Origin of the sequence: Geodermatophilus amargosae (genome assembly GCF_041028265.1) — a bacterium.
Lineage (GTDB): Bacteria > Actinomycetota > Actinomycetes > Mycobacteriales > Geodermatophilaceae > Geodermatophilus > Geodermatophilus amargosae_A.
Genome location: NZ_JABGCW010000011.1, coordinates 23055 through 35875, shown reverse-complemented (window position 1 = coordinate 35875; position 12821 = coordinate 23055). Strand labels below are relative to the sequence as shown.

Genomic DNA, 12821 nt, shown 5'->3' with positions numbered 1-12821 from the left:
AACCGACAGCGCCACGGAGGCTCACTCGTCGTCGGTGCGGTAGCCCAGGTTGGGGGCCAGCCAGCGCTCGGCCTCGCGCAGCGTCCAGCCCTTGCGCCGCGCGTAGTCCTCGACCTGGTCGCGGGCGATCCGGCCCAGGTTGAAGTAGCGCGACTCCGGGTGGGAGAAGTACAGCCCGCTGACCGCCGCCCCCGGCCACATGGCCATCGACTCGGTCAGGTGCAGCCCGGTGGCCGCCTCGACGTCGAGCAGGTCCCAGATCGTCTGCTTCTCGGTGTGCTCGGGGCAGGCCGGGTAGCCCGGCGCCGGCCGGATGCCGCGGTAGCGCTCGGCGATGAGCCCGTCGGCGTCGAGCCGCTCGTCGGCGGCGTAGCCCCAGAACTCCCGGCGCACCCGCTCGTGCAGCCGCTCGGCGAACGCCTCGGCCAGCCGGTCGGCCAGCGACTCCAGCAGGATCGCCGAGTAGTCGTCGTGGGCGGCCTTGAACGCCGTCACCCGCTCGGCCGAGCCCAGTCCCGCGGTGACGGCGAAGGCGCCCACGTGGTCGCGCAGCCCGGTCTCCTTGGGCGCCACGAAGTCGGCCAGCGACTTGCGGGGCGCGCCGTCGCGGCCCTCGGTCTGCTGCCGCAGCTGGTGCAGCACGGCGCGGACCTGCGTGCGCGACTCGTCGGTGTAGACCTCCACGTCCTCGCCGTCGACCCGGGCGGCGGGGAACAGCCCGACGACGCCGTTGGCGGTCAGCCAGCGCTCGGCGACGATCCGGTCGAGCATCTCCTGCGCGTCGGCGTAGAGCCGCCGCGCCGCCTCGCCGGTGGCCGGGTTGTGCAGGATGTCGGGGAACCGGCCGCGCATCTCCCACGCGGAGAAGAACGGCTGCCAGTCGATGTAGCCGCGCAGCTCCTCGAGGGGGTGGTCGCGCAGCACCCGGGTGTACTGGGCGGCGTCGGCGTGCCGGTGGTCGCAGGAGGGGCCGGTGCACACGTCGCGGGCCTGCTGCGCGAGCATCCGCGGCCGCGGCGGGGTGTAGGACGACCAGTCGAGCTGCGGCGCGGCGGCGCGGGCGTCGGCCAGCGGCAGCAGCCGGCGGGTGTCCTCCCGGGCGGCGTGCCGCTCCCGCAGCGTCTCGTACTCGGTCTGGGTGGCCGACAGCAGCCCCGGCCGCTGCTCGTCCGACAGCAGCGCGGCGACGACGGGCACCGACCGCGAGGCGTCCTTCACCCAGATCACCGGGCCGTGGTACCGCGGCGCCACCTTGACGGCGGTGTGCGCGCGCGACGTCGTGGCCCCGCCCACGAGCAGCGGGACCTCGAAGCCCTGCCGCTCCATCTCCCCGGCCAGGTTGACCATCTCGTCCAGCGACGGCGTGATCAGCCCGGACAGGCCGATGACGTCGGCGCCGACCTCCTTGGCGGTGTCGAGCACCTTCTGCGCCGGCACCATGACGCCGAGGTCGACGACGTCGTAGTTGTTGCACTGCAGGACGACGCCGACGATGTTCTTGCCGATGTCGTGGACGTCGCCCTTCACGGTGGCCATGACGACGGTGCCGTTGGTCCGCTCGGCGTCGCCGGGCTGCTTCTCCGCCTCGATGTAGGGGATGAGGTGGGCGACGGCCTTCTTCATCACGCGGGCGGACTTGACCACCTGCGGCAGGAACATCTTCCCGGCGCCGAACAGGTCGCCGACGACGTTCATGCCGGCCATCAGCGGGCCCTCGATGACCTCGATCGGCCGGCCGCCGCGGGCGGAGATCTCCTGGCGCAGCTCCTCGGTGTCGGCCTCGACGAACTCGTCGATCCCCTTGACCAGCGCGTGGGTGATCCGCTCGCCCAGCGGCAGCGCGCGCCACTCCTCGGTGGCCGCCTCCTTGGCCGCGCCGTCGCCGGCGTAGTCCCCGGCGATCTCCAGCAGCCGCTCGGTGGCGTCGGGGCGGCGGGCGAGGACGACGTCCTCGATGCGGTCCCGCAGCTCGCGGGGGACCTCGTCGTACACCTCCAGCGCCCCGGCGTTGACGATGCCCATGTCCATGCCGGCGGCGATGGCGTGGAAGAGGAACACCGCGTGGATGGCCTCGCGCACCGGGTTGTTGCCCCGGAAGGAGAACGAGACGTTGGAGACGCCGCCGGAGACCAGGGCGCCGGGCAGGTTCTCCTTGATCCAGCGGGTGGCCTCGATGAAGTCCAGGCCGTAGCGGGCGTGCTCCTCGATGCCGGTGGCGACGGCGAAGACGTTGGGATCGAAGATCACGTCCTCGGCGGGGAAGCCGACCCGGTCGACCAGGATGTCGTGGGCGCGGCGGCAGATCTGCGTGCGGCGCTCGAGGGTGTCGGCCTGTCCGTCCTCGTCGAAGGCCATGACGACCACGGCCGCGCCGTACTTCCGGCACAGCCGCGCCTGCTCGACGAACTCCGCCTCGCCGTTCTTCAGCGAGATGGAGTTGACGATCGACTTGCCCTGCAGCTGCTGCAGTCCGGCCTCGATGACCTCCCACTTGGAGGAGTCGACCATCACCGGCACGCGGCAGATGTCGGGCTCGGAGGCGATCAGGCGGGTGAAGCGGGCCATCGCCGCCACCCCGTCGATCATGCCCTCGTCCATGTTGACGTCGATCACCTGCGCCCCGGCCTCGACCTGCTGGCGGGCCACGGCCAGCGCCGTCGCGTAGTCGCCGTCGCGGATCAGCCGGCGGAAGCGGGCCGAGCCGGTGATGTTGGTCCGCTCGCCGACGTTGACGAACAGCGAGTCCTCGTCGACGGTCAGCGGCTCCAGGCCCGACAACCGCAGCGCGCGGCGGGGCCGCACGGGGGTGCGCGGGCGCAGCCCCTCGACGGCCGCGGCGACGGCGGCGATGTGCGCCGGCGTGGTGCCGCAGCAGCCGCCGACCATGTTGACGAAGCCGTCCTCGGCGAAGGAGCGCAGGACCGCGGCGGTGTCCTCGGGCGCCTCGTCGTACTCGCCGAAGGCGTTGGGCAGCCCGGCGTTGGGATAGGCGGAGACGAAGGTGCCGGCCAGCCGCGCGAGCTCGGCGACGTAGGGCCGCAGCTCCTTGGCGCCGAGCGCGCAGTTGAGCCCGACCAGGAGCGGCCGCACGTGGCGCACGGAGTTCCAGAACGCCTCGGTGGTCTGCCCCGACAGCGTCCGGCCCGAGGCGTCGGTGATGGTGCCCGAGACCATCACCGGCCAGCGCCGGCCGCGCTGCTCGAACAGCGTCTCCACCGCGAAGACCGCCGCCTTGGCGTTGAGCGTGTCGAAGACCGTCTCGATCAGCAGGAGGTCCGCGCCGCCGTCGAGCAGGCCGCCGGCCTGCTCGAGGTAGGCCTCGACCAGCTCGCCGAAGGTGACGTTGCGGGCGCCGGGGTCGTTGACGTCGGGCGAGATGGACGCCGTCCGGCTCGTGGGCCCGATCGCGCCGGCGACGTACCGGGGCCGGCCGGGCGTGCGCGCGGTCGCGGCGTCGGCCTCGCGGCGGGCCAGCCGGGCCGCCGCCACGTTGATCTCGCGGGCCAGCTCCGACATGCCGTAGTCGGCCAGGGAGATCGCCGTGGCGTTGAAGGTGTTGGTCTCGATGACGTCCGCGCCGGCGTCGAGGTACTCGCGGTGGATGCCCGCGACCAGCTCGGGCCGGGTGAGCACCAGGAGGTCGTTGTTGCCCTGGACGTCGACCGGCCAGTCGGCGAAGCGCTCCCCGCGGTAGCCGGCCTCGCTCGGGCGGTCGCGCTGGATGGCCGTCCCCATCGCACCGTCGAGCACGAGGATGCGCTGCTCGAGCAGGGCGGTGAGCTCCGCGGTGGCGTCGGGGCGGAGCTGCGGGGCGTCGGTCACGGGCGTCCTCGGGGTCGGCGGGCCGGGCAGGGCGACAGGACGAGCAGCGGCCGTGGGCGCGGCCGCATTCCACGGCGGCGCCCATCCTCCCATCCCTCGCTCCTCTGGTGGGGCGGCGTGACCGACGTAGGCTCGCAGGGGTGATCGACCCGAAGTCCGCTCCCGAGGACCTGCCCCAGCTGGACCAGCCGGTGGCGGTGGTCGCCTTCGAGGGCTGGAACGACGCCGGGGACGCCGCCACCGGGGCGCTCGAGCACCTCGAGCTCATCTGGGACGCCAAGCCCCTGGCGGCACTCGACCCCGAGGACTACTACGACTTCCAGGTCAACCGGCCCACCGTCTCCCTGGTCGGCGGGGTGAGCCGGCGCATCGAGTGGCCCACCACCCGCATCTCCGTGGCCCGCCCGCCGGGCAGCGACCGCGACGTCGTCCTGATCCGCGGGATCGAGCCCAACATGCGCTGGCGCGGGTTCTGCCAGGAGCTCATCGAGCTGTGCGAGGAGCTCCAGGTGCAGACCGTCGTCGCGCTCGGCGCCCTGCTCGCCGACACCCCGCACACCCGGCCCACCCCGGTGAGCGGCTCGGCCTACGACGAGGACTCCGCGCGCGCCTGGGGGTTGGAGACCTCCCGCTACGAGGGCGCGACCGGCATCCTCGGCATCTTCCAGGACGCCTGCGTGCAGGCCGGCCTCCCGGCGGTGAGCTTCTGGGCGGCGGTGCCGCACTACGTCTCCCAGCCCCCGTCGCCGCGGGCCACCGTCGCGCTGCTGCAGCGCGTCGAGGAGGTGCTGGAGGTGACCGTGCCGCTCGGCGGGCTCCCGCAGCAGGCCGAGGAGTGGGTCAAGACCGTCGACGAGATGGCCCAGGAGGACGCCGAGGTCGTCGAGTACGTGCGCTCGCTCGAGGAGCGCGCCACCGAGACCGACCTCTCGCAGGCCAACGGCGACCAGATCGCCCGCGAGTTCGAGCGCTACCTCCGACGCCGCGGTTCCTCCCCCAACTAGCCCGACCCCTGCCCGCCCCGCGCGGGTGGGGTGTGACGCTGAGTTGGGGATAACGGTCACCGTGGCCGCTCAGTGGGCGCGCTGCTGGGGCCGTCCTCGTCCCGCAGGGGTCCTGCAGGGCTCCGGCCGGTCCAGGAGCACTCCAGGAGGGACGGCGTCAGACGGCGGCCGGCGCGCGCACGACCGTGACCACCCCGGCCCGCACGGTCAGCCCCGGCGCAGGAGCGGGGCCATGCGGGCGGCGGCGTCGTCGCCGAAGAGCCGGTCGTGGGTCGCCAGCGCGAAGCGGTCGGTCATGCCCGAGACGTGGTCGACGACCTGCGTCACCGGGTCGGCCGCGGTGTCGCGGTAGGTGGCGGGGATGAGCTCGGGATGGGCGAGGTGGTGGTCGACGAGCCGGCGGATGACGTCGATCGCGAGCTGCTTCTGCCCCGCGGCCGTCTCGGACACGTAGACCCGCTGGAACATGAACGCCCGCAGCTCGTGCATCGCGGCCAGCGGCCCGGGCGCCATGACCACCGCGCCGCCGTCGGCCAGCGAGCCCTCGACGACGGCGTCGACCATCGCGCCCACCATCGCGCTGCCCGGCTCGCCGAACACCTCGCGCGCGCGGGCGGGCAGGTCACCGGCCCGCAGCACCCCGGCCCGGACGGCGTCGAGCGCGTCGTGCGAGAGGTAGGCGATCCGGTCGGCGTAGCGGACGCACTCCCCCTCGCGCGTGGCCGGCGGCGGGGTGATCTTCCAGCTGTGCGCGCGGATGCCGTCGCGCACCTCCCAGGTCAGGTTGAGGTGCTCGAGCACCTCGACGATCCGCACGCCCTGCGCGGCGTGGTGCCAGCCGCCGGGCACGTAGGGGGCGAAGGCGTCCTCGCCGATGTGGCCGAACGGCGAGTGGCCGACGTCGTGGCCCAGCGCGATCGCCTCGGCCAGCGTCTCGTTGAGCCCCAGGGCGCGGGCGATGGCGCGCGCCACCTGGGTCACCTGCAGCGTGTGGGTGAGCCGGGTGACGAAGTGGTCGCCGTCGGGGTTGAGGAAGACCTGCGTCTTGTGCTTGAGCCGGCGGAAGGCCTTGGCGTGCAGGATCCGGTCCCGGTCGCGCTCGAAGGCGGTGCGCAGCGGGTCCTCGGGCTCGGCCACGGCGCGGCCGCGGGTGGCCGCCGCGCGCGTGGCGGCCGGGGCGAGCGCCTCCTCCTCGCGTTCCCGGGCGGCGCGGTCGGTGGAGCGGAACCCCCCGCCACCGGCCATCAGGCCTCCTGGAGGACGACGCCCAGCAGCGCGTCGACGGCGTCGGCGACCACGGCCGGCGCCCCGTCCTCCGTCTCCCCCTCGCCGGCCAGTGTCGCCGCCGCCCACGCGTCCACGGCGGCGATGGCGCCGGGGCTGTCGAGGTCGTCGGAGAGCCGCTCGCGCAGCGCCGCGAGCACCGGTGCGGCGGGGGCGCCGGCGTGGTGGGCCGCGGCACGGCGCCAGGTGTCCAGCCGCTGCTCGGCGGCGGTCAGCAGGTCCGGCGTCCAGGCGCGGTCGGTGCGGTAGTGGCCCGACAGCAGCGCCAGCCGGATCGCCATGGGGTCGACGCCCTCGCCGCGCAGCTTGGAGACGAACACCAGGTTGCCCCGGCTCTTGCTCATCTTCTCGCCGTCGAGGCCGATCATCGCCGCGTGCACGTAGGCCTGCGCGAAGGGCTCCTTCACCCCCGTCGTGGTGGCGGTGAGCGCCTCGGCGTGGACGGCGGAGTACTCGTGGTGCGGGAACACGAGGTCGCTGCCGCCGCCCTGCACGTCGAACCCCATGCCGATGGTGTCCAGGGCGATGGCCGCGCACTCGATGTGCCAGCCGGGCCGGCCCTCGATGCCGCGGGGGCCGGGCCAGGACGGCTCGCCCTCGCGCCGGCCGCGCCACAGCAGCGGATCGAGGCGGTTGCGCTTGCCCGGGCGGTCGGGGTCGCCGCCGCGCTCGGCCGACAGCGTCAGCATCGTGGCCTCGTCGAAGCCGGACTCCTCGCCGAAGCCGGGCGCCTGGGCGACGTCGTGGTAGACGTCGTCCGTGCCGTCGTCGAGGACGTAGGCCAGGCCGGCGTCGAGCAGCGTCTCCACGTGCGCCACGATCCGCGGGATGGTCGCGACCGCGCCCACGTAGTCCTCGGGCGGCAGCACGCGCAGCGCGGTCATGTCCTCGCGGAACAGCGCGGTCTCGCGCATCGCGAGCACGACCCAGTCCTCGCCGTCGCGCTCGGCCCGCTCGAGCAGCGGGTCGTCGACGTCGGTCACGTTCTGCACGTAGTGGACGGCGTGCCCGGCGTCCCGCCACAGCCGGTTGACCAGGTCGAAGGCCAGGTAGGTGGCGGCGTGGCCGAGGTGGGTGGCGTCGTAGGGGGTGATCCCGCAGACGTACATCCGGGCCACCGGGCCGGGCTCGGTGTCGACCACCTGGCCGCGCGCGGTGTCGAACAGCCGCAGCGTCGGGCCGGGGCCCGGGAGGGTCGGCAGGAGCGGGGCGGGCCAGGCGAGCACGCCAGCGAGCCTAGTGTCGCGGCCGGACGCGCCCGCGGACGCCGTCCCCCGCTGGGGACGGCGCCCGCTGGACGCTCCTTCTGCAGGGTCCCGCCCCGAGCGTGCGAGGGGCGGGGGGCAGAGGGGTCCTCTCCCTACTCGGCGTCGTCGTCGTCGACCCAGTCGAGGGTGCGCTGCACCGCCTTCTGCCACTTGCGGTAGTACCGGTCGCGGTCGGCCGACTCCATCGCCGGGCTCCACCGCTTGTCCTCGGCCCACTGGCTGGTCAGCTCGTCCTCGTCGGCCCAGAAGCCGACCGCCAGGCCCGCCGCGTACGCCGCGCCGAGCGCCGTCGTCTCGGCGATCTGGGGCCGGACGACGTCGACGCCGAGGATGTCGGCCTGGAACTGCATGAGCAGCTCGTTGACCACCATGCCGCCGTCGACCCGCAGCTCGGTGAGGTCGACGCCGGAGTCGGCGTTCATGGCCTCCACGACCTCGCGGGTCTGGTAGGCCGTGGCCTCCAGCACCGCCCGGGCCAGGTGCCCGCGGTTGACGTAGCGGGTCAGCCCGACCAGCGCACCGCGGGCGTCGGAGCGCCAGTGCGGGGCGAACAGGCCGGAGAACGCCGGCACGAAGTAGGCGCCGCCGTTGTCGTCCACGGACCGGGCCACCGCCTCGATCTCCGCCGCCCCGCCGATGAGCCGCAGGTTGTCGCGCACCCACTGCACCAGCGAGCCGGTGACGGCGATCGAGCCCTCGAGCGCGTAGATCGGCTTGCGGTCGCCGATCTTGTAGCAGACCGTCGTCAGCAGGCCGTTCTTCGACGCCACGGCCTCCTCGCCGGTGTTGAGCAGCAGGAAGTTGCCGGTGCCGTAGGTGTTCTTGGCCATGCCCGGCGAGAAGCAGACCTGGCCGAAGGTGGCCGCCTGCTGGTCACCGAGCGACCCGGCGATCTTCACGCCGGCCAGGGCGCCGGCCTTGCGGCCCTCGCCGTAGACCTCGGAGTTGGAGCGGATCTCCGGCAGCATGGACATCGGGATCCGCATGTCCGCGGCGATCGACTCGTCCCACTTGAGGGTCTTGTAGTCCATGAGCATCGTGCGCGAGGCGTTGCTGACGTCGGTGAGGTGCTGCCCGCCGTCGGCGCCGCCGGTCATGTTCCACAGCAGCCAGCTGTCGATCGTGCCCATGAGCAGCTCGCCGCGCTCGGCGCGCTCGCGGGCGCCCTCGACGTTGTCGAGGATCCAGGTGACCTTGGGCCCGGCGAAGTAGGTGGCCAGCGGCAGGCCGACCTTGTCCTTGTAGCGCTCCGCTCCCCCACCCAGCTCGCCGAGCTCGGTGACGATCCGGTCGGTGCGGGTGTCCTGCCAGACGATGGCGTTGTACACCGGCTCGCCGGTCTTCCGGTCCCAGACGACCGTGGTCTCGCGCTGGTTGGTCAGGCCGACGGCGGCGAGGTCCGAGCCGGTCAGGTCGGCCCGGGCCAGGGCCTGGCCGACGACCTCCCGGACGTTGGTCCAGATCTCGACCGCGTCGTGCTCGACCCACCCGGCGCGCGGGAAGATCTGGCGGTGCTCCTTCTGGCCGACGGCCACGACGGCGCCGGCATGGTCGAAGACCATGCAGCGGGTGCTGGTGGTGCCCTGGTCGATGGCGGCGATGTAGGTGGTCACTGCTTCCTCCTGGTGCGTCGTTGCAGCGGGGGTGGGACGGGTCAGAAGACCCGGGCGAGCAGGCCGGCCAGGACGGCGCCGATGATCGGTCCGACGACCGGGACCCACGAGTAGCCCCAGTCGCTGCCGCCCTTGCCTCGGATGGGCAGGACGGCGTGCGCGATGCGGGGGCCGAGGTCGCGGGCCGGGTTGATGGCGTAGCCGGTGGGCCCGCCGAGCGAGGCGCCGATGGAGACCACCAGCAGGGCGACGGCGAGGGGCCCGATCTGGCTGGGTGTGTTGCCGAAGGCGAGGATGACGTAGATCAGCACGAAGGTGCCGATCGCCTCGGTCACGACGTTCCACGCGGGGCTGCGGATCGCCGGGCCGGTGGAGAAGGTGCCCAGCACCTCCCCGGCGTCGGGGTGGGCGTCGTAGTGGTTGCGGTAGGCCAGCCAGGCGACGACGGCCCCGAGGAACGCGCCGACGAACTCACCGGCGAGGTAGACGAGCGTGCTGCCGAAGGTGATGGGGACGTCGGCGGCGTAGACGTCGGCCCCGGAGGCCCACAGCCCGATGGTGACGGCCGGGTTGAGGTGCGCGCCGCTGCGGTAGGCGGCGTAGACGCCGACGAAGACCGCCAGGCCCCAGCCGAAGCTGATCAGCAGCCAGTCCGCGCCGCGGCCCTTCGAGTCGGTGAGCAGCACGTTGGCGACGACGCCGATGCCCAGCAGGAGCAGCAGCCCCGTGCCGAGGACCTCGGAGAAGAAGACGGAGACGAGTGACACGCGTAGACACCTCTCTGTGTCCGGTGGTGCCGGGATGGGGGTCCCGCCCGGCTCGGGCGGGTCGTGCGGGATCCCTGTCCTGTCCCTCCTCTCGCCGGGATCGTCGTGGGGCGCCGGGCCGGCGGGGACTGCCCCGCCGGCCCGGTCGGGTCAGGAGGCGCTGGCGAAGGGCCGGATCTCCGGTGCCTGCAGCCGCGCCCGCTCGGCCGAGGTGTCGTCGGGCATCGCCTCGGCGGCGTGCTCGGCCTCGACCCGGGCCAGGTACGTGGAGATCTCCTGCTCGAGCTGCGCGTCGTCCCAGCCGAGCATCCGGGCCATGAGCTCGGCGGCCGGGCGGGCCGACGCCGTTCCGCGGTCGGCCTGCTCGTAGGACAGCCGGGTGCGGCGGGTGAGCACGTCCTCCAGGTGCAGGGCGCCCTCGGCGGTGACGGCGTAGACCACCTCGGCCCGCAGGTAGTCCGGCGCGCCCTCCAGCGGGCGGCCCAGGTCGGGGTCGGCGTCGACCAGGGCGAGGACCTCGTCGACGAGGCTTCCGTAGCGGTCGAGCAGGTGCTCCACGCGGGTCTCGGTCCAGCCGTGCGCCGCCGCCAGGTGGGCCTTGCGGTTCCAGCGGACCCGGTAGCCGTCGGCGCCGGCCAGGGGCAGCTCCTCGGTGAGCGAGGCGGGGATCTCCGCCTCGGCGTCCTCGCCGGGCGCCCGGTCCCCCAGGGCCATGTCGACGACGTCGCGGGCCATGACGCGGTAGGTCGTGTACTTGCCGCCGGCGATCATCGTCAGGCCCGGCCGGACGGTGGCCACGGTGTGCTCGCGGGAGACCCGCGTGGTCCCGCCGGCCTCCACGTCGATCGGCTGCAGCAGCGGGCGCAGCCCGGTGTACACGCCGAGGACGTCGTCGCGGGTGAGCGGGCGGGTGAGGACCGCGTTGGCGTGCTCGAGCAGGTAGTCGACGTCGGCGGCCGAGGCGACCGGGTGGTCCTTGGCGAGGTCCCACGGGGTGTCGGTCGTGCCGATCACCCAGTGCGTCGGCCACGGGATGATGAACAGCACGCTCTTCTCGGTGCGCAGGATGAAACCGTCGTCGCCGGCGATGACCTCGCGCGGGACGGCGATGTGCACGCCCTTGGAAGCACGCACGGTCAGGCCCTGGGCGGCGAAGAGCTCCTGCACCTGGTCGGTCCACACGCCGGTGGCGCCGACGACGTGGCGGGCGCGGATGGTCAGCTCGCGGCCGGTCTCGAGGTCGACGGCGCGCACGCCGGCGACCCGGCCGTCCTCCTCGTGGTAGCCGGTGACCTGCGTGCGGCTGGCGGCCAGCGCGCCGTGGCCGACGGCGGTGCGCACCAGCACCTGGACCAGGCGGGCGTCGTCGACCTTGGCGTCCCAGTAGCGGATGGCGCCGATGGCGACGTCGTCGCGCAGCGAGGGGGCGACCCGGCGCAGCGCCTTCTTCGACAGGTGGCGGTGCAGCGGGACGCCGCGGCCGCCCACCCGGCCGAGCACGCCGCCGAGGACGTCGTAGAGCGCGATGCCGGCGCCGGTGTAGACCCGCTCCCAGACACGGTGGCGCAGCGGGTAGAGGAACGGCACCGGGTGGACCAGGTGCGGGGCGAGCCGGCCGACGAGCAGGCCACGCTCGTGCAGCGCCTCGCGGACGAGGGCGAAGTCGAGCATCTCCAGGTAGCGCAGGCCGCCGTGCACCAGCTTGCTGGCCCGGCTGGAGGTGCCCGAGGCCCAGTCGCGCTGCTCGAGCAGGCCGACCGACAGGCCACGGCTGGCGGCGTCGAGGGCGGCGCCGGCACCGGTGACGCCGCCGCCGATGACCAGGACGTCGAGGACCTCGCGGGACATGCGGTCGAGGGCGGAGGTGCGGACCTCGGGCGAGAGGGCTGTGGACACCGGGACTCCTGGGTGGTGCGGGTGGTGCGGGGCGGCGGCGGGCGTGCCGCCACCCGGGGACAGGGTGCAACTTGCACCTCTCCGGCCCCCGGGGCAACCGTCTGCACATCCGTGCACGCCGGGACTAGCGTGGAGGCCGCGCCCAGGGCCTCCCGGGCGGGGAGGAGGAACGGCGTGGCGGCCGACGAGGACCTGGAGCGTGTGTCCAGGCGGTACTGGCTGGACCGCGTCCGGATGGAGGACATCGCCGTCGAGGAGGGGATCTCGCGCTCCACGGTGTCCCGGATGCTGGATGCCGCACGGGCGCTCGGGATCGTCACCGTGTCCGTGAACGCCGTGCACGGACGTGCAGCGGCGATGGCGACCGAGCTCGGGCACCGGTACGGCGTGACCGCGCGTGTCGAGGCGGTGCCCGACGACGCCCCCGACGTCGCCCGGTTGCAGCTCGTGGCCGACCGCACCGCGGCCGTCCTGGACGAGGCGATGGGCGACGGGATGACCCTCGGGCTGGCCTGGGGCACCACCACCAGCGCGGTCGGGCAGCACCTGCGGGCGCGGCCGCTGCGCGACGCCCACGTCGTCCAGCTCAACGGCGCGATGAACACCCACAGCAGCGGCGTGGGGTACGGCAGCGACGTCCTCGGCCGGTTCGGCACCGCCTGGGACGCGCAGGTGCACCACTTCCCCGTGCCGGCGTTCTTCGACCGGCCCGAGACCCGCCAGGCCATGTGGCGCGAGCGCAGCGTGCGCCGGGTGCTCGGCATCCAGCAGTCCGCCGACGTCGCCCTGTTCGGCATCGGCGCGGTGGCCGGCGCCGTCCCGAGCCGGGTGTGGGCCGAGGGGTACCTCACCCACGCCGACCGCGCCGACCTGGCCGCCGCCTCCGTCGTCGGCGACGTGTGCACCGTGTTCCTGCGCGGCGACGGGTCGTGGGAGGGCATCCCGATCAACGCCCGCACCAGCGGCCTGGTCCCGCCGGCGCTGCGGCGCATCCCGCGGCGGGTGTGCGCGGTGTCCGGCGTCCACAAGGTGACCGCGCTGGCCGCGGCACTGGCCGGCGGGCTGGTCACCGACCTGGTGCTCGACGAGCGCACCGCCTCGGCGCTGCTGCTGCGCCGCACCGCGCCCCGCCCGGTCCCGGCCCTCTGGAGCCGCTAGCGTCGGGCC

Annotated in this window: 8 protein-coding genes; 2 read left to right on the top strand and 6 right to left on the bottom strand. The window is 73.9% G+C overall.

Annotation, left to right across the window (positions count from 1 at the left end):
* Window positions 1-21: 21 nt before the first annotated feature.
* On the bottom strand, window positions 22-3822 hold the full coding sequence (metH, locus tag HLV61_RS14620) for a methionine synthase (protein WP_369256644.1): 3801 nt from the start codon (window positions 3820-3822) through the stop codon (window positions 22-24).
* A 140-nt stretch (window positions 3823-3962) separates the two neighbouring features.
* On the opposite strand from metH, the gene HLV61_RS14615 reads away from it, so the two are divergent.
* Window positions 3963-4826 carry a PAC2 family protein gene (locus HLV61_RS14615; protein ID WP_369256642.1) on the top strand — a complete coding sequence of 288 codons (864 nt, stop codon included), beginning with the start codon at window positions 3963-3965 and terminating at the stop codon, window positions 4824-4826.
* Window positions 4827-5033: 207 nt separating this feature from the next.
* Here HLV61_RS14615 and HLV61_RS14610 read toward each other — a convergent pair whose 3' ends face one another.
* The 5 genes from HLV61_RS14610 to HLV61_RS14590 all read right to left on the bottom strand — a co-directional run bounded on the left by HLV61_RS14610 (window position 5034) and on the right by HLV61_RS14590 (window position 11654).
* Window positions 5034-6071, bottom strand: a complete 1038-nt coding sequence (locus HLV61_RS14610) for an HD domain-containing protein (protein WP_369256640.1) — start codon at window positions 6069-6071, stop codon at window positions 5034-5036.
* On the bottom strand, window positions 6071-7336 hold the full coding sequence (gene mshC, locus HLV61_RS14605; RefSeq protein ID WP_369256638.1) for a cysteine--1-D-myo-inosityl 2-amino-2-deoxy-alpha-D-glucopyranoside ligase: 1266 nt from the start codon (window positions 7334-7336) through the stop codon (window positions 6071-6073). The genes HLV61_RS14610 and mshC overlap by 1 nt, the downstream gene beginning before the upstream one ends.
* Window positions 7337-7470: 134 nt before the next feature.
* Entirely contained in the window at window positions 7471-8991 is a 1521-nt protein-coding gene (gene glpK / locus HLV61_RS14600) for a glycerol kinase GlpK (RefSeq protein ID WP_369256636.1), read from the bottom strand.
* Between the two features lie 41 nt (window positions 8992-9032).
* A complete protein-coding gene (locus HLV61_RS14595) occupies window positions 9033-9758 on the bottom strand; it encodes an MIP/aquaporin family protein (protein WP_369256634.1) in 726 nt (241 codons plus the stop codon).
* Between the two features lie 150 nt (window positions 9759-9908).
* On the bottom strand, window positions 9909-11654 hold the full coding sequence (locus HLV61_RS14590; RefSeq protein ID WP_369256632.1) for a glycerol-3-phosphate dehydrogenase/oxidase: 1746 nt from the start codon (window positions 11652-11654) through the stop codon (window positions 9909-9911).
* 174 nt (window positions 11655-11828) lie between these two features.
* On the opposite strand from HLV61_RS14590, the gene HLV61_RS14585 reads away from it, so the two are divergent.
* On the top strand, window positions 11829-12812 hold the full coding sequence (locus HLV61_RS14585) for a sugar-binding transcriptional regulator (protein ID WP_369256630.1): 984 nt from the start codon (window positions 11829-11831) through the stop codon (window positions 12810-12812).
* Window positions 12813-12821 lie beyond the last annotated feature (9 nt).